This window comes from Mesobacillus persicus (genome assembly GCF_900109925.1).
Taxonomy (GTDB): Bacteria; Bacillota; Bacilli; order Bacillales; family Cytobacillaceae; genus Mesobacillus_B; species Mesobacillus_B persicus.
Genome location: NZ_FOBW01000003.1, coordinates 105,701 through 124,217, shown reverse-complemented (window position 1 = coordinate 124,217; position 18,517 = coordinate 105,701). Strand labels below are relative to the sequence as shown.

Below are 18,517 nucleotides of genomic sequence, written 5' to 3'. Positions count from 1 at the left end.
CTTATTTCGCCCCCTTTTTGCTAATACGATCGATGAACCAGCGAATAATATAACTTGATGCTACAAAGAAGATGATGAGTGCGATAATAATGTCGACAAGCTCATTAGGAATTCCAGCTTCTAATGGCATATTTAAAGCCCCGACCTTCAAGCTACCAAAAAGAATCGCTGCAAGAACTACACCAATAGCTGTATTCGCTCCAAGTAGGGCAACCGCGATCCCGTCAAATCCTACACCTGTAAATCCACCTTTAATCGCAGTATAGCCAAAGGTTCCTAAACCTTCCATCGCACCAGCCAGCCCTGCAAAGGTACCTGAAATGACCATGGATAAAATAATATTTTGTTTCACATTCATCCCAGCATACTGAGAAGCATGTTCGTTAAATCCTACTGCACGAAGTTCAAACCCTCTTGTTGTTTTTTCGAGAATAAACCACATAATGATGGCACAAATAATGGCAATAAAAATTCCCCAATGCATACGAGAATATTCTGTCAGACCTTCAAAAAATGGTGACCTTAAAGAAGCGGTAGTAGCAATATTTTCTGAACGTTCCTTGCCATCTGAAAGAACCGTACGAATAAAATGGTTCGTAATATGCAAAGCCGTGTAGTTCAGCATAATCGTTACAATTACTTCATGTACTCGGAATTTCGCTTTTAAATATCCGGGAATAAAGGCCCATAAAGCACCAGCAACAGCGGCAGCTAAAACAGCTAGTGGCAAGTGGAAAATCTTTGGCAAATCAAAAGATACCCCTACCCAAACCGCAGCAACCCAACCGACGATTAATTGACCTTCAACTCCAATGTTAAATAAACCAGTTCTAAAAGCAAAAGCAACTGCAAGTCCCGCTAAGATATATGGAGTCACTTGACGAACGACTTCACCCGTAAAATAGATGTCGCCGAAAGCACCATTCCATAGAGCTTGGAACCCGGCAACCGCGTCATAGCCACTGACAATCATGATGATGGTTCCAACCAAGACACCCAATAAAACCGCAATAATTGGGATTAAGATATTTCTCATCCGGCTAGACATTTGTTTCTTCACCTGCTTCCTGACGTTTTGAGCCAGCCATTAATAATCCTAGCTCTTGCTCAGTTGTCTCCTTAGGGTCAACGACTGCGACGATTTCACCTTCGTAAATAACAGCAATTCGATCACTGACGTTCATGATTTCTTCCAATTCAAACGAAATTAACAAGACAGCTTTCCCGTTATCGCGCTGATCAATCAAGCGTTGGTGAATAAATTCAATGGCACCAACATCAAGGCCACGCGTTGGTTGTGCAGCAATTAAAATATCGGGGTTTCTGTCCACTTCTCGTCCAATAATGGCCTTTTGCTGATTCCCTCCAGATAAAGCTCTTGCAGGAGTAAATTCACTTGGTGTCCGTACATCGAATTCTGAAATAAGCGACCTTGCCTTATCAAAGATTTGTTTGAAATTCATGATTCCTGACCTTGAGAAAGGCTTCTGGTAGTACGTTTGTAACACCATATTTTCACCAACGGAATAATTCAATACAAGTCCGTGTTTATGACGGTCCTGAGGGATATGCGCAAGCCCAGATTCGGTAATCTTCCTTGGTGGCAAATTTAAAATCTCTTTATTATTAAGTTTAATGCTACCTTTATCCGCTTTGCGAAGACCCGTAATCGCTTCGATTAATTCGGATTGTCCATTCCCGTCAACCCCGGCAATCCCGACAATCTCACCGGCTCTAACATTTAAATTTAGTCCTCGAACAGCTTCAACTCCTCGAGAATCCTTCACGACCAAATCATTGATTAGCAGAACATCAGAAGTTGGCTTTGCTTCTGTCTTTTCCGTTTTGAAGGTAACTTCGCGACCGACCATAAGGCTTGCAAGATCCGTCGGATTGGTTTCGCTTACGTTAACTGTACCAATTCCCTTACCCTTACGAATAACCGTTACACGGTCACATACTTCCATAATTTCCTTCAATTTATGAGTAATTAGGATGATTGATTTTCCCTCATTAATAAGCGTTTTTAAAATTTGAATTAATTCCTTGATTTCTTGAGGCGTTAGTACGGCCGTTGGTTCATCAAAGATTAAAATTTCCGCTCCTCGATAAAGCGTTTTCAAGATTTCAACCCGTTGCTGCATTCCGACAGATATATCAGATATCTTCGCTTGTGGATCAACGGCTAAGCCGTATCTCTCAGAAATTTTCCGAACCTCTTCTTCAGCGGTTTTGATATCAATTACGCCACCCTTGGATGTTTCTTTTCCAAGAATAATATTTTCCGTTACAGTAAATGTATCAACAAGCATGAAATGCTGATGGACCATCCCGATTCCTAGGTCGTTCGCAACATTCGGGTCTGTAATGTTGACAGACTCGCCCTTAACCTTAATTTCTCCAGCTTCAGGTTGGTATAGCCCAAAGAGGACGTTCATCAGTGTTGATTTTCCTGCACCATTCTCTCCCAGTAGTGCATGAATCTCTCCTTTTTTCAATTGCAAAGTAATGTTATCGTTTGCAACGAAGCCCGAAAACTCTTTACGAATGTTGAGCATTTCAATAACATATTCTTCCACTTGTTTCACTCCCCAAAATAAGGTGAAAAAACTCAGGTAGTAAGAGGTCAGACCTTAGATTATTTTAAAAAAGGGGCCTTACCTATAAAACCTTAAATGAAAAACAGAAACCTTTCTGTCCTTCAGTTAGGGTTTTACTATTTATAAATAGGGTCCGGCGCCTTAAGATAAGGCGCCAGGTATCCTAATCAAAAATTGATTACTCGGCAGAGAAAGTTTCAAGTTCCTCTAATGTACCAGGAACTACAAGATCTCCACTCTTAATTTTATCTGAATACTCTTGTACTTTTGTTTCGATATCAGCTTTTACAGTTACTGCGTCATTAATTTCAGCTAAACCAACACCATCTTCAGCTAAGCCGTAAACAGTTGTTTCTCCACCAGGGAAGTTTCCTTCTTTTGCCTTTGTGGAAAGATCATTTACTGCTACGTCAACACGCTTTAATGCAGAAGTAAGAATGATGTTATGCTCAGTTCCATCAATTTCAACAACACCCTCAGCTACCTGGTCAGAGTCAACTCCGATTGCCCAGTAGTTCTTAGAAGGATCTTTCGCCTTAAGGTCACGAGCTTCCTTGAATAGACCATTACCAGTTGCACCAGCAGCATGGAAGACTACGTCTACACCAGAAGAATACATTCTTGAAGCAATCGATTGTCCAATCTCTGCTTTGTCAAATGCTTCAGCATATTGAACATCAATTGTAGCATCAGGGTTTACAGCTTTCACACCAGCTTGGAAACCTGCTTCAAAACGCTCAATTACATCACTCTGCATCCCACCGATGAAGCCAATTTTATTAGACTCCGTTGTAAGACCAGCAGCTACACCTGCAAGGAAAGAAGCTTCTTGCTCTTTAAAAAGAATACTAGCAACGTTCTCTTTTTCGACAACAGCATCAACCATACCGAAATGAGCTTCTGTTTGTTGGCCTGCAATCTCATTAATTGATTCTTGCATCATGAAGCCAATACCGAAAATTAGATCAAAGTCTTGACGTGCTAATGAATTTAAGTTTGTTGTATAATCTGCATCAGATTGGGACTGTAAGTAGTTGTAACCGTCTTGACCTTTTTCAAGACCGTTCGCTTCACCAAACTCCTGGATACCTTTCCAAGCTGATTGGTTGAAGGATTTGTCATCAATACCACCAACATCTGTAACCATTGCAACTTTAAAAGTTTCTTCGGTTTGTTCGCCAGTGTCTGTTGTACCTTCTTTTTCGGCTTCATTGTCGCCACCACCACAAGCGCCAAGAATTGTTCCGGCAGCTAATAAGAACGACATCGTTAAACCAAATTTACGCTTTTTCACTTCAGTACCCCCTAAGGATTGTTTGTTGGATTTAGTAGAAATGGAAGATTTCAACAAGCTAACGCTTTCAGTCTAAAGAAAAATCAAATTCTTTTCCTTAAAACATGAAAACTAAACTTATCAGCCTTGAAGTAGTTGACCGAATATAAAATTGGAGTATCCATTTCATCATAATGCAATTGCTTTAAGACGAGCAAAGCCGTTTCGGGTTCACACTCGAGAATAGGCGAAATCTTTTCATGAAAGCCAACCGGCTCAATTTCGGCCACAGCATAAGCAATCTTCCTATCCGACTCTTCTTCTAGCATTTGAAAAATAGACTCCTTTTCATACGAAAAAGACTCTGGAAAAATTTCGGAAGGGAATTTATCGATACAGTAAACAACTGGTTCGCCATCTGCTGTTCTTACCCTTTCGATTAAGTGAATTTCATCTTCCGGAGTGCATTTAAATCGTCGAATATCTTCCTCGGTCGCTTCTGATACAGTTGTGTCTAAAAATACGGTTCCAGGCTTCATCCCCACTTGCTCAATCATGTATGTAACACTATTAAGCTGCTCGATGCCTGATGTAAACAGTGGCCTTGAGTGAACAAAGGTTCCAACCCCATGCCTACGGATAATGACGCTTTCCTCTTCAAGAATTCGCAATGCTTCCCGTAGTGTGGCTCTGCTTACACCTAGTTTTTTTGCAAGATCAAATTCTGATGGAAGTTTCTCTTTTTGTTTATAAACTCCATTGTGAATATCTTGCTTTAGGCGGTCGATCACTTGTAGGTATAGGTGACGGTTATCTGACTTGATTGACATAGGGGTTCCTCCAACCGTGTTCTCCAGACATCAGACCTCTGATGTTTTACATTTCTACCAATCGTGATTACTATATCATCTTTTAATGTAGAAATAAATAGACAAACAAGTAATTTTTGTCGAAAAAAGTAGACAATAACGAATTTCATGAAAATCCGTCTATTCAAACTTCTTTCTTATATTATTTATCACGGCTAACTAGTAAAATCATTGCTAGCGAAATCTCTTTTTTAGGATGATTTGGTATTTTTAGCTCTATGGACGGTTTTTATACACAAACAACTACACTATCCATTTTGGTTGTCTGTTGAACTAACGCCCTTCAATAATCTGCATGTTCTAAGCCATAAGAGCGCTGACCCTAAAAGTCCCAGATAAGGAGATATGCATGGTTTGATAAATAAGCGGAGAAATTCCTCTTAATTTGGAAATAGCACTGAAATTAGCTTAAATAGACGGAAAAATTCCCGCTATTTACTCAAAAAAACGTGAAAATGGTTAATTTCCTTTGCTTAACGGGAAATTCTCCGCTTAAATACCCTGAACTGAGCTCTATTCTCCAGTTAACGGGAAAATCTCCGCTTAATTTAAAATTTTTTGCTGATTAAATTTCTATCAAATTTGAGGGTAGAATTGTTGGGCAACAACCATTGGACTCCTACAATTTGGGGTGCATTTCCCAAACAAATTTTTATCCTACTTCCATCCAAAATGGCTTTACAACAATAAAAAAATGAGTGTCAATTTTATATACAAATTGGCACTCATTTTGACTGCATTTTTAATGTTGCGATAGTAGTAACTGAACCTGTTATAAGTCATAATTAATCTTCGAAAGCAACAAATTATGAGAGTATAGCATTCGATTAAGAACTTGCTTCTTCTGTTTTTGAAATAAGCACATTACGCGGTTTGCTTCCCTCATAAGGGCCGACAACCCCTCTTTGTTCCATCTCATCAATAAGTCGGGCTGCCCGCGAATACCCAATTCGAAATCTTCGTTGAAGCATGGAAACAGACGCTGTTTGCATTTCGACAATTAAGTCGACAGCATCTTGATAGAGGTCATCGTCAACATCCGAAGTGTTCTCCGGTATTTCTTCTGGAATCATTTCCTCTTGGTATTGTGCCTTCTGTTGACCAATAACAAAATCAACCACTTCCTCTACTTCATCATCTGAGAGAAAAGCACCTTGCAAGCGGACCGGTTTAGATGCCCCTACTGGTAGAAACAACATGTCCCCTCTACCTAAGAGCTTCTCCGCTCCACCCATATCAAGGATGGTTCTAGAATCAGTTGCAGAGGAAACAGCAAAGGCAATTCGGGAAGGAATATTCGCCTTAATTACACCAGTAATGACATCAACGGATGGGCGTTGAGTAGCGATAATCAAATGAATCCCTGCCGCACGTGCCATTTGTGCCAACCTTGTAATGGCGTCCTCAACATCTGAAGAGGCAACCATCATCAAGTCAGCCAACTCGTCTACAATGACGACGATGTAAGGGAGTAAGGGCTGTTTGGCACCTTCCTCATCGTTCGACCTTTTAATATAATCATTGTAACCTTCAATATTTCTTGTCCCCGTGTGAGAAAACAATTCATACCGTCGCTCCATTTCACTTACCACTTTTTGCAGGGCTTGAGACGCCCTTTTTGGATTCGTGACAACAGGAGCAAGTAAATGAGGTACTCCATTATAAACATTTAATTCGACCATTTTAGGGTCAATCATCATTAGCTTCACTTCATGAGGTTTGGCACGCATCAGAATGCTTGTAATAATCCCGTTAATACAAACACTTTTCCCGCTTCCAGTGGCTCCTGCAACAAGAAGATGGGGCATCTTATTCAGTTCTGCCAAGACCGCTTCCCCGGTAATATCGCGCCCTAGGGCTATTTGCAACTTGGAGTCAGGCTTATTATTTCGCTTATCTTCTAATACCTCTCGTAATGAAACCATTGCCACTTCTGAATTTGGGACCTCAATCCCAATCGCTGATTTCCCTGGGATCGGTGCCTCAATACGGATATCCTTTGCCGCTAGAGCGAGCGCTAGGTCATCGTGCAAACTAACGATCCGACTTACCTTCACCCCAACATCTGGGTGGACTTCATATTTCGTTACTGCGGGCCCTAAGTGTACTTGAGTAACTTTTGCTTTTACACCAAAGCTTTGAAAAGTTCTTTCTAATTTTGCCGCATTGGCATGAATCAGTTCGTATTCACCACTTTGGTCTGTCTTATTAGGACGTGTAAGCAATTTCAATGGCGGAAGCTCATAGGAGGTGTTTTCTACCTCAGTAAAGGTAATCGGTGGTGCTGCAACTTGCTCGTCTATCTCTTCTTGACCTTTATCACTATCCTTGGTCGGGGCCTTCTGATCCACTTTTTCCGATTGTTGATCTACGTGAGGGTTGGCCTCCTCCTGCGGAAGATCCTCAGGGTACGCCCTTTCTGCGAAGCTAGAAATAAGCGGTTCTGTTTGAAAAGATTCTTCTTCTATCTCTTTTGTATTCTCAACAATAGGAGGCTTAACCTCGGACTTCTGTGCCAGTTTCTTCGCCTCAAGCTTCTCAGCCTTCTTGCGGACCATATCTTCTTGCCATTTTTTCAGGTCCTCTAAAAATTCCTTCCATTGCTTACTAATAAAGTTCCCTATTCCGCTAATCACTTTGCCGGCTGTATCACCAAAGGTTTTCCCCGTGATTAAGATGATCCCAATGACGATTGCTACGAAGGCGATGAGCTGAGAGCCGGCTGCATCAAATAAATAATAAAACATGGCAAATAAAACGGCTCCAAACATACCTCCCCCAAGGTCAACCGTGCTTGTCTCTCCTCTGACCTCCATCATAAAAAGATCCCATGTATTGCCGATTACACTTGGATTGTCAAACTTTCCTCCATTCGAAAGAAGCTCAAATAATTTGACATGGCTTAATAATAGAATTGCGCCGATTATTAAATATGTACCAAAAAGTTTAATTTGAAATAGAAATGGTATCTGACGCTTCCACATGATATAAAAGCTAAAAATGATTAGGCCAATCAAGCTAAGCATGAACCATTCGCCCATAAAGAAGCGGAAAAATAGCACGACCGCTTTGCCGACAGCACCTAGGTTTGCCATCGCTATAATTGCTACAGATAGCAGAATGAGCCCACTAAGTTCGTATTTCAGAGTTGTTTTGAGTTGGTCGCTTTTTTGAGTTTGTCGTTTTTTCTTTTTTGCCACGTGATCACCTTACATTCTAGTTCTCATTTAATAGTATAGCTCTGTTAAAATCGGCTGTTGATTTCCGCTCCAGGCACTTCACCCCAATCAACAGGATCTAACACAGCTAATAGTGTAAAAAACTTACGTCCCACCGATTTAGATAAGAAAAGAAGCAGCCTATCTCGGCTGCTATCGTTGGGTTTACAATCTATTATAACATAAGGGCCTAAGATGATGGTCAAACATTCGTTCTATGAAAAGGAAATTTTTGCTCCCGGAGTACACTCGGCATCTAAATAATGGGAAGGGTCTGTACTCATTACCCGTACAATTTGATAACTTGTTGCATCTAATTGTTCGGCAAGAACAGGAATCCCTTTATAACTCATCATCATTTGACCGGATTGTTCCTGCTGTTCTTCAGGAAAAATCTGTTCTTGAGGCATCATTGTGTATAAAATCATTGTAGCATCCCCTCATTTTCCTGCTTTCTAAGGTCGATTAGTTCATTTAACTTTTTCATAGCCTGACCGAGACCACCAACATCATTAATCAAACCTGACTCAACAGCATCTGAACCAACTACATTTGTTCCAATATCTCTTGTTAGATTCCCTTTTGCAAACATTAGCTCCTTGAAGGTTTCCTCGGAAATATTAGAATGCTTTTTCACAAAGTTGATGACCCTCTCTTGCATTTTATCAAGGTATTCAAATGTTTGTGGGACTCCAATCACAAGTCCTGTCAATCTGATTGGATGGATGGTCATCGTAGCTGTTTCAGCAATAAACGAGTGATCGCATGAAACGGCAATTGGTACACCAATTGAATGTCCACCACCGAGAACAATTGAAACCGTTGGTTTAGACAATGATGCAATCATTTCCGAAATAGCTAATCCTGCTTCAACATCCCCGCCAACCGTATTAAGAATCACCATAAGTCCCTCGATGTTTGGATTTTGCTCAATCGCAACCAACTGAGGAATTAAGTGCTCATACTTCGTTGTTTTATTATGAGGAGGTAGCTGTACATGCCCCTCAATCTGCCCGACAATTGTCAAACAGTGAATCTTAGAATCCTGTGAAAGCTGTGGTACATTTGTTTGACCTAACTGTTGAATTTTTTCCATCAGGCTAGATTTTTCTTCTTTGTTTCCTTCCTGCTTCTCTGTACTGTTTTCATTCATTTGCATCCAATATTACCCCCTACAGACATGATATCAATTAGTATGGTCAATACTGGATATTTCATGCGGTTAACCTAAATCGAATCTGGACCGATTCCTTTCAAACATTGATAAAATCAGACAAAAAAAGGAAAGCCAGTGATTTACACCGCTCCCCTCTTTTCCTATTACCTTCTAACTTCCATTAAAATTGGCATAATCATTGGCCGACGCTTTGTTTTATTATATAGCTGGTAACTTAGTGCTTCTCTCATTTCTTGCTTCAAACTCGCCCAGTCAAAGGTATCCCGTGCGATTACTTTTTCTACAATAGTTCTGACAATTTCTTCAGATTCTCTCATTAGTTCTTCCGAATCACGAACATAGACAAAGCCTCTCGAAATGATTTCTGGGCCAGTAACAATCCTGCGTTCAGCACGATTCAATGTGACAACAACAATTAGAACCCCATCCTGAGAAAGAAGCTTACGATCACGGAGGACAATATTACCCACATCCCCTATTCCACTTCCATCAATGAGGACATTTCCTGCAGGAATACGATCTACAACAAGAGCTTTGCCTTCTGTAAACTCAATGACATCCCCACGTTCAGGGATGATAATATTTCCATTGAGAATCCCGCTCTCTTTTGCGACCTTTGCATGTGCTTTTAGCATTTTATATTCACCATGGACAGGAACGAAAAATTTAGGATTCATGAGATTAATCATGAACTTCAGTTCTTCCTGACTTCCATGGCTAGAAACATCCATCATTCCTTTACCGTAAACAACATCTGCACCTGCACGACAAAGCAAATCAATGGTTTTATTGAGGAATACCTCACTATTAATAAAAGGTGAAACAGGAATTAAAACAGTATCTCCCTTTTGAATGTTCACCGCTTGGTGTGATTGTTTCGCCATTTTCTCTAACGCTTCAATTGGCTCCCCTTGATTCCCGGTAATAAGGAAAATCAATTGATGGTCTTCATACTGTTTTGCATCTGAAATCGAACAGATTTGATCTTCTTCTACTGCAAGGTATCCTAGTTCAATCACCTTTTCTAGGGTTCGCTTAAGGCTTTTCCCAACTAAAACGATTTTTCGTTGACTTTCTAACGCACTGTTGAAAATATGCTGAATTCTACTTATATCTGTTGCAAAACACGTGGCAATGACTCTTCCTTCAGCATGCGTAAAACGATAAGAGTATTCCCGAGCAATGACTGCCTCAGACTTCGTGTATCCAGGCTTTTCCGCACCGGTGCTATCTGACAACAAACATAGAACTCCTTTTTCACCAAGAGCCGCCATCTTGCCTATTTCTGGACGATAAAGTTCGGAGGCAGCTTGATCAAATTTAAAGTCACCCGTATGAACGATGGCTCCTTCTGATGTATGTATACTTACAGCCAGAGAATCCGGAATACTATGATTCGTTTTGAAGAATGTAATTACAGCTGAGTCAAACTTTATCCTGGAATTAGAATGAATGATTCTAAAATCTACTTTCCCTGCAAATTCTTGCTCTCTCATTTTTTCCTTTGCGAGCGCAATCGTTAATCTCGACCCATAAACAGGTACACTGATCTTCTGAAGTACATAAGTTAGGGCACCAATATGATCTTCATGTCCATGAGTTAAAAAGATGGCACGAACTCGATCTCTATTTTGCATCAGATAAGTAAGGTCAGGAATAACAATGTCAATCCCAAGCATTTCATCTTCTGGGTACATCAAGCCGGCATCTACTATAAAAATATCTCCGTCCACTTCTGTAAGATACATATTTTTGCCGATTTCCCCCACTCCCCCCATGGGGATCACCTTGATGCTCTCGTTTACTCTATTATTCAATTTTAAATTTCCTCCTTGCTGAATCGGGCCGACCATGACCAGTTACCGTTATTATACTTGATGGAAGAAACCCTTTACAATAGAAATACCATCACTAAAATACCATTTCTGCTAAAATGAGCCAATTTAACTCCCTACTCATAAATTGAATCTGTTAAACCCATATTAATTTTCGGCTGAGATCAACAATGGCCCTATTTAGCCAATAAAAAAATCAACCAGGCCAGCTGGTTGATTTTTTTATTGTTTGATTAACTCATAAATTTCCGCCCGTTCCTCATGATTGAGGGGTACTAACGGAAGTCGAACGGTTCCGACATCAAGTCCCAACATCTGCAGAGCCGTTTTTACAGGAGCTGGATTTGGGGCTTTAAACATCCCTTGCATAACAGGGAGTAACTTTTGATGAAGTTTCGCGGCTTCTTCATGTTTCCCATTTACATATGCGTAAACCATATCCTTCATTTGATTGCCAATGATATGAGAGGACACAGATACTACTCCTGTACCACCAATCGAAAGAACCGGTAATGCAAGACTGTCATCCCCGCTATATAACATAAAATCATCCGGAGTGTTCGCAATAATTTTGGTCATTGCACTCAAATCTCCACTTGCTTCCTTTACACAAACAATATTCGGTATTTCCGAAAGACGAATAATGGTTTCCGGAAGAATATTGACGGCTGAGCGACCAGGAATGTTATACACCATAATCGGTAGATCTGTATTGTCTGCCACCGCCTTAAAGTGTTGATATAGACCTTCCTGGCTCGGTTTATTGTAGTAAGGGGCAACAATCATAATTCCATCTACACCTAGTTTCGCAGCCTTCTTAGTTAGTTCAACCGTTGCGTACGTATTATTGCTACCTGTACCTGCAATAACTGGAATTCGTTTGTCAACCACCTTCACTACATGGTCAAAAAGAGCAATTTTCTCTTCTTTTGTTAGAGTGGGTGACTCCCCTGTCGTTCCTGCTACGACGAGAGATTCCGTTCCCGTTTTGATTAAATGATTGACCAGCTGAGTCGTCTTTGCGAAATCGACATGTCCCTTGCTATCAAATGGTGTAACCATCGCTGTCGAAATACGGCCAAATTGGACCATTTGATCCACTCCTTTACATTAGTGCAACTCTATAAAAGAGTTAAACTCCCTGTGAGCTGTTATCAAAGTACTCTTGAACCGTTTCAAGCTGAAAGGCATCATGCAATGCGTTCACAGCAAGAATTAGATCTTCTTCCTTGACAAGCACCCAAATCGTCGTATGACTGTCAGCAGACTGTAGGATCCTAATCCCCTTCTCTGAAAGGGCTGTAACGATCTTCGAGGTAACCCCCGGCACTCCAGCCATACCTGCACCGACAACAGAGACCTTCGCACAGTTTCGTTCAACTAGCGGTTCATGACCAAGCGATTCAAGGATGGAGATCGCTCGATTGGTCATTTCTTCCGAAACGGTGTACACAACACCCTTTGGTGAAATATTGATAAAATCGACAGAGATGTTTTCATTGGCCATTGCTTTGAATACTTCTGATTGAAGATTGTATTGATCTTTTTTTGCAAATACTTTCACCTGTGTCACGTTTGAAACATGCGCAATTCCGGTCACAGGACGTTCCTTTATATCGCTGCCTTTATTCTGTTTGCCATTTTTATCCGTCACTAGCGTTCCAAGGCTATCGGAATAAGTGGAACGTATACGAATAGGCACATTCGCTTGCATCGCAATTTCTACGGCCCGTGGGTGAATCACTTTCGCCCCTTGGTAGGCCATATTACAAACCTCTGTATAAGTTACAACAGGTAACGGTCTAGCGTTCTCTGCAATTCTTGGGTCAGCGGTCATGATTCCTTCTACATCTGTGAAGATATCGACTCTTTCTGCGTTTAAAGCTGCTCCAAGTGCAGCGGCAGATGTATCGCTGCCTCCTCTGCCAATTGTGGTAACATCCCCATTAGGAGCACCACCCTGGAAGCCAGCAACCACCACTACATCTACTGCTTCGAGCTCTTTTAAAAGACGCTCACACTTCATATCCAGAATCTTTGCACTAGTATGTTCCCCATTTGTTAAAAATCCAGCCTGAGAACCTGTTAGTGCAGTAGCATTTACTCCATTTTCGTGAAGATTATTTGTAAAAACAACACTTGAAATGACTTCCCCACAGGACAATAACAGATCATATTCTCTAGGCTTTAAATGATTATCATTTCCTCCAATTAGGGAAAGAAGGGTATCAGTTGCATAGGGTTCCCCTTTCCTTCCCATCGCTGAGACGACAACGACCACTTTAAATCCTTCTGTTATTGCCTGTTTAATATGATTAATGGCATGACTTCGGCTTTCATCATTGCGAACCGATGTCCCACCAAATTTTTGGACGATTATTTTCATCGTTACACCTCTAAGACGCCTCTTTTAAAGTTTAAAGCTTCAATTTTCGCTGCAGATTATTTTTTAACTAAACCAAGTTCAATTAGTGTTTCAGCAATCTGAACTGAGTTCCAGGCTGCACCCTTAAGTAGGTTATCAGAAACAACCCACATATGGAAGCCTTGCTCATTATCCAAATCTTTACGGATGCGTCCGACAAAAACATCATTCTTCCCTACACAAAAAGCTGGCATAGGATAAATTTGCTCTGATGGATCATCCTGTAGGACAACTCCTGGTGCATCTGAAAGCAGTGTTTTCACTTCATTTGAACTGATTCCATCGGCATCGATTTCAAAATAAACCGATTCGGAATGTCCTGTTCCAACTGGAAGACGGACACAAGTCGCAGCGACTTGAAGCCCTGGCATATGCATAATTTTTTTCGTTTCGTTAATCATTTTCATTTCTTCAAAAGTAAAACCATTTTCTTCAAATTTATCAATTTGTGGAATCGCATTAAAAGCAATCTGATAATGCTTATCAAGTGAGCCTACTGGAAGAATGTTTGCCTCTACTTCCTTGCCTTCAAGGATTGCCTTCGTTTGCTCATGCATTTCGTCTACTGCAGCAGCACCGGCACCTGAAACAGCCTGATAAGTTGAAACAATGACTTTCTTCAATCCAAACTTTTTGCGTAAAGGCTCTAGCGCAACGACCATTTGGATCGTTGAACAGTTTGGATTAGCAATAATTCCATTATGAGTTTTCAAGTCCTCTGAATTCACTTCAGGAACCACTAATGGTACATTTTCATCCATACGGAACGCACTCGTATTATCTACACAGATTGCTCCACGCTTTACCGCTTCAGGTGCGAGTGCTTTCGACACACTTCCTCCTGCGCTGAAAAGAGCAATATCTACTCCTTCAAAACTCTCCGGTTTCGCTTCTTCTATCGTAAATTCCTGCCCATTGTAGACAGCCTTTTTTCCAGCTGAACGTGCAGAAGATAGTAACGTTAGTTTTGATATTGGAAAATCACGGTTTTCTAGTGTTTTAATCATTTGTTGGCCAACAGCTCCTGTTGCTCCAACTACTGCTACATGGTATCCTCTCTCTTGTGCCATTCGTAGTTCCCCTTCCAAAAGTAGAATTAACCGGCGTGTTCCGGGTCGATATAAATATGAAGAGGCAGACCTATTCATAGAATCCATCTGCCATTTTTATATTTTCATTTATTTTATCATATTCACCCACGAAGGAAAGGGAAATGGCAATATAATTTTCCAAAGCAAAACATTGTACCTACGGCATCGCAGTAAATTCTAGCAAAGAATAGACTGAATCTATTCCTCGTCACGGAAGCGTTCAACTAGAACTGGCTGAAGTTGACGGCCTTCCATAGCTGCTAGAATCGCATCTCTTGTTGCTCCCATTCTTGCTACCAAAGAGTTAGGCTTTTTCACGGGATCATCTTGGCCGAAAGGAATAAAATAGATATTCTTAGTCGACATCAATCTCATGATATTCACACCATTTAGACCAAGCGCATCGTTTGTCGAGATTCCAAGAATAATTGGTTTTGAATTCCTTAAGGTTGCTTTTGCAGCCATCAGTACAGGGCTATCGTTTTGTGCGTTGGCAAATTTACTTAAGGATACCCCTGTCATCGGAGAAATCACCATCGCATCCAGCGGATACTTAGGACCAAGCGGCTCCGCTTTTACAATTGAATTAATGGCTTCGTTTCCTGTTAAATCTACAATCCGCTGAACCCAGTCCTCCCCTTTACCAAACCTTGTATCTGTCGATTGAACGGTCCACGATACAATAGGTACAACTTCGGCACCTTCGTTAACGAGTTTTTCAATTTCAGGAAACACCTCATCATACGTACAATGAGAACCTGTTAGTCCGAATCCGATTCTTTTTCCTTTCAAGCTCATGATTGATTTTCCTCCCTCTTTTTCATGTCTTCTCTAAGCAACTTAATCAAGACACTGGCTTGAATCTGCCCTGCCGTCTTCGGGGCTACAATCCCCGGTAGACTTGGTGCAAGTAGGGCCTTAACCCCGCGTTTTTCCGCATAGCGGAAATCAGTGCCTCCTGGCTTAGAAGCAAGATCGATGATAAGCGTGTGGGCCGGCATCTTTGAAATGACGGATGCTGTCACAATTTGAGCCGGAATCGTATTAATGCAAATATCAACATCTTTTACATTTGCTTCGAGATCATTTAAATCAAAAGCAGTTAGCCCCATTTCAATGATTCTCGCTTTATGCTCACTCTTTCTTGCTCCGACACTCACCTTCGCACCAAGCGCTTGGAAAGTACGAGCAACTGTAACTCCAACTCTTCCAAGGCCTAAAACGGCGACATTCGATCCATGAATGGTAAAATCAGTATGTTGAATCACCATCATGATGGTTCCTTCGACCGTTGGAATCGAATTGTATATCGCTACATCATCTCGTTCAAATAGCTTTACTAACCGCCGATTGGTTTCCTTTGTGATTTCATCCAGATAAGGATTACTTATTCCGGAAAAAATAATCGCGTGGGGCGGTAGTTCCTCCAGCATTTCTTTCTTTAGCGTAATCTTCTCACTTGAGAAAATCGTATCAATATGACCCTCAAGATCCGTTCCTCGCACAGGTAAAATAATCGCATCCTGTGCGCTAAAATCTATTTCATCTATTTTTTCTTTTGTTGCTCCACTAAAAGCATGATCCAGTTGTTCAAAGCCAATTAGTGACAGTTTGGCATCATGCTCTGTCAGCTGACGGATAATCTCCAGCTGTCTAGCATCACCGCCAAATACAGCGATCTGCATTCCTGTCAGCATAAGAATAATCACCTTCTTTTCAATAGTCGAACAGGAATTTTTCTTATTACTCCAACATCATATGTCGCAGGTGTCTAGATGGTGAGTTATCCTCTAATTTCACATCTAAAAAGCGGCTAGAGCCTGCTATCATAAGGAAAACATCTCCTTCCTTAGTTGTGGGGACAAGTCGGTGAAACGGATTGGCAAAAACTACTTTTATGCAAAAACTGTGTCGATTTTGTTCCTACATGTATTAGATATGGTTGAGTGGGCTTTTGTGTGAGCGGTTCGGCAGGATTTATATATTAAAAAACATATTGCGCACTCCTATTTGACCGTTCTCACTTATCCAGAGCCTTTTCGGGCACATAGAGGCCCTCTATTTGACCGTTCTCGCTTATCCGGTACCTTTTCGGGCACATAGAGCCCCTCTATTTGACCGTTCTCGCTTCTCCAGAGCCTTTTCGGGCACATAGAGCCCCTCTATTTGACTGTTCTCGCTTATCCAGAGCAATTACGGGAACATAGACAAGCCCTTTCACAAACAAGAACTCACCGGCACACAGGGCCTGTCCTATCAAAGCTTGAGAAATAGAGCCTAAAAAAAAGACTGGCAAATGCCAGCCTACTGTTCGTCTGTTATGTCAACAATCACCATGTCCGTACCAATTTTCTTAATTTGCCGCCAGGGTACTCTCATTTCGCCCCCTTGCCTTTTCAAACCAAACCATTTAACAGAGGGAATCACTAATGCTTTGATCTGACCAGTGCGTTCATCGATTTCTAAATCCGTTTGCCCGAGAACACCTAGCCTTTCCGCCTTTTTAACATCAACGATTTCCTTCCCGCCTAATTCACTTAACCTCATGTGTCTCCCCCTTCCTTTGTCTTACTATATATGTATCAACTTTTCCTATCTTTTAGAAGCAAACACAAAAAAACAGCCTGAGCATGCACCTCAGACTGTTCCTTCATTTACTTATAAACCTTTAGGCAGTTCTCCCATTGGACTAACTAAAGAAACAGAGTAATTGTCCGTAAAGATCTTATTGGCTAGTTGGTTGACACTTTCCTTCGATACTTCATCAATTTGTTCGACGATTTCATCGAGGGAACGATGGCGTCCAAGTAGAAGTTCGTTTTTACCATTTCGACTCATACGGCTGTTTGTGCTTTCAAGACTTAGCATTAAGCTTCCTTTAAGCTGCTCTTTGCTATTACTTAACTCTTTATCGGTAATTCCTTCTTGCTTCAACTTACTAAGCGTATCCTGAATGGTCTCAAATAACACATCAAGCTGCTTTGCCCCTGTACCTCCGTAAATCGTTACGACACCGGTATCTCTGAAGGCAGAGTGATAGGAGAAGACCGAATAAGCCAAGCCACGCTGCTCCCTGACATCCTGGAATAAACGACTGCTCATGCTACCGCCAAGTACATTGTTTAAGGTAATTAGGCTATAAACATCAGAGTGTCCGATTTGTAAGCCTTCATATCCGAGACAAAGATGCGCTTGCTCTGTTTCTTTTTTGCGAGCAATATGATTTGCATTAAAAGATGGCGCCTGGTACTCGATCTTTTCTTTTCCCGCTTCATAGTTCCCAAAAAGCTTTTCTACTTCGGCTATAAACGTCTCTGGTACGTTTCCGGCAATCGAAATGACAACATTTTCCGGAGTATATGTATCGAACATATACTGATTTAACGTGTCACTAGTAAAGGTCTTTAACGTCTCTTCCGTTCCCAGAATTGGGTACCCGAGTGCGTGCTCATTGTAAATGGCCTTACTTAGTAAATCATGAACGATGTCATCTGGGGTGTCTTCATACATTTTGATTTCTTCATAAACGACATTTTTTTCTTTATCCAGTTCTTCTGCAACAAACGTGGAATTAAAGAACATATCGGATAAAACTTCAAGCGCATACTGGGAGTGATTATCAAGGACCTTTGCGTAGTAGCAAGTATATTCCTTAGATGTGAACGCATTCACCTGACCACCGATGCTATCAAAGGACTCAGCAATTTCCCTTGCGGATCTCGTTTTCGTCCCTTTAAAAAACATATGCTCAAGAAAATGAGAAATCCCATTATTCTCAGGTATTTCATTACGGGATCCAGTCCCAATCCAAACACCAATCGCAACAGAGCGAACGGTCGGAATTTGCTCAAGTACGATACGTACTCCGTTCTGACAAGTATATTTGTTTATCAAATTGACCCCTCCTTTGGAAATAGCTTAAAAAACTATTCCTGCAATACCTTAGTATATTTCATTTTAGTTACTTTTTCCAAAATGAAGGTTTTTTTTTCATGATTTTATTAATATGTTCAAAAAAACCGGTTCTTA

At 41.0% G+C, this 18,517-nt stretch carries 15 protein-coding genes; all 15 read right to left on the bottom strand.

Translation table 11 applies throughout. The annotated features are described in order from the left end of the window. Position 1 precedes the first annotated feature (1 nt). Positions 2–1,048, bottom strand: coding sequence for an ABC transporter permease (locus BMX30_RS05735; protein ID WP_090742104.1), 1,047 nt, complete (start codon positions 1,046–1,048; stop codon positions 2–4). Beyond that, positions 1,041–2,558, bottom strand: coding sequence for an ABC transporter ATP-binding protein (locus BMX30_RS05730; protein ID WP_090742716.1), 1,518 nt, complete (start codon positions 2,556–2,558; stop codon positions 1,041–1,043). Before BMX30_RS05730 ends, BMX30_RS05735 begins: the two co-directional genes overlap by 8 nt. Before the next feature lie 220 nt (positions 2,559–2,778). Next, positions 2,779–3,894, bottom strand: coding sequence for a BMP family lipoprotein (locus BMX30_RS05725; protein ID WP_090742102.1), 1,116 nt, complete (start codon positions 3,892–3,894; stop codon positions 2,779–2,781). Positions 3,895–3,977: 83 nt separating this feature from the next. After that, a complete protein-coding gene (locus BMX30_RS05720; protein ID WP_090742099.1) occupies positions 3,978–4,703 on the bottom strand; it encodes a GntR family transcriptional regulator in 726 nt (241 codons plus the stop codon). A gap of 866 nt (positions 4,704–5,569) precedes the next feature. Further along, complete coding sequence (locus BMX30_RS05715) at positions 5,570–7,942, bottom strand: DNA translocase FtsK (RefSeq protein ID WP_090742096.1); 2,373 nt, start codon at positions 7,940–7,942, stop codon at positions 5,570–5,572. 233 nt (positions 7,943–8,175) lie between these two features. Then, positions 8,176–8,388 (bottom strand): YlzJ-like family protein, encoded by a 213-nt coding sequence (locus BMX30_RS05710; RefSeq protein ID WP_090742093.1) that lies wholly within the window; start codon positions 8,386–8,388, stop codon positions 8,176–8,178. Then, the gene (locus BMX30_RS05705; protein WP_425283738.1) at positions 8,385–9,113 is read right to left on the bottom strand and encodes a ClpP family protease; all 729 of its coding nucleotides are present in this window, start codon (positions 9,111–9,113) and stop codon (positions 8,385–8,387) included. Before BMX30_RS05705 ends, BMX30_RS05710 begins: the two co-directional genes overlap by 4 nt. A gap of 167 nt (positions 9,114–9,280) precedes the next feature. Next, positions 9,281–10,954, bottom strand: a complete 1,674-nt coding sequence (locus tag BMX30_RS05700; RefSeq protein WP_090742087.1) for a ribonuclease J — start codon at positions 10,952–10,954, stop codon at positions 9,281–9,283. Positions 10,955–11,194: 240 nt separating this feature from the next. Continuing rightward, positions 11,195–12,064, bottom strand: a complete 870-nt coding sequence (dapA, locus tag BMX30_RS05695; RefSeq protein ID WP_090742084.1) for a 4-hydroxy-tetrahydrodipicolinate synthase — start codon at positions 12,062–12,064, stop codon at positions 11,195–11,197. Positions 12,065–12,104: 40 nt separating this feature from the next. Beyond that, on the bottom strand, positions 12,105–13,358 hold the full coding sequence (dapG, locus tag BMX30_RS05690) for an aspartate kinase (protein WP_090742081.1): 1,254 nt from the start codon (positions 13,356–13,358) through the stop codon (positions 12,105–12,107). A gap of 56 nt (positions 13,359–13,414) precedes the next feature. After that, entirely contained in the window at positions 13,415–14,467 is a 1,053-nt protein-coding gene (gene asd / locus BMX30_RS05685) for an aspartate-semialdehyde dehydrogenase (protein ID WP_090742078.1), read from the bottom strand. Between the two features lie 219 nt (positions 14,468–14,686). Beyond that, positions 14,687–15,286 carry a dipicolinate synthase subunit B gene (locus BMX30_RS05680; protein WP_090742075.1) on the bottom strand — a complete coding sequence of 200 codons (600 nt, stop codon included), beginning with the start codon at positions 15,284–15,286 and terminating at the stop codon, positions 14,687–14,689. Continuing rightward, the gene (dpaA, locus tag BMX30_RS05675; RefSeq protein WP_090742072.1) at positions 15,283–16,185 is read right to left on the bottom strand and encodes a dipicolinic acid synthetase subunit A; all 903 of its coding nucleotides are present in this window, start codon (positions 16,183–16,185) and stop codon (positions 15,283–15,285) included. The genes BMX30_RS05680 and dpaA overlap by 4 nt, the downstream gene beginning before the upstream one ends. 607 nt (positions 16,186–16,792) lie before the next feature. Beyond that, positions 16,793–17,035 (bottom strand): YlmC/YmxH family sporulation protein, encoded by a 243-nt coding sequence (locus BMX30_RS05670; protein ID WP_090742069.1) that lies wholly within the window; start codon positions 17,033–17,035, stop codon positions 16,793–16,795. A 111-nt stretch (positions 17,036–17,146) separates the two neighbouring features. Then, the gene (locus BMX30_RS05665) at positions 17,147–18,382 is read right to left on the bottom strand and encodes a M16 family metallopeptidase (protein WP_090742066.1); all 1,236 of its coding nucleotides are present in this window, start codon (positions 18,380–18,382) and stop codon (positions 17,147–17,149) included. Positions 18,383–18,517 lie beyond the last annotated feature (135 nt).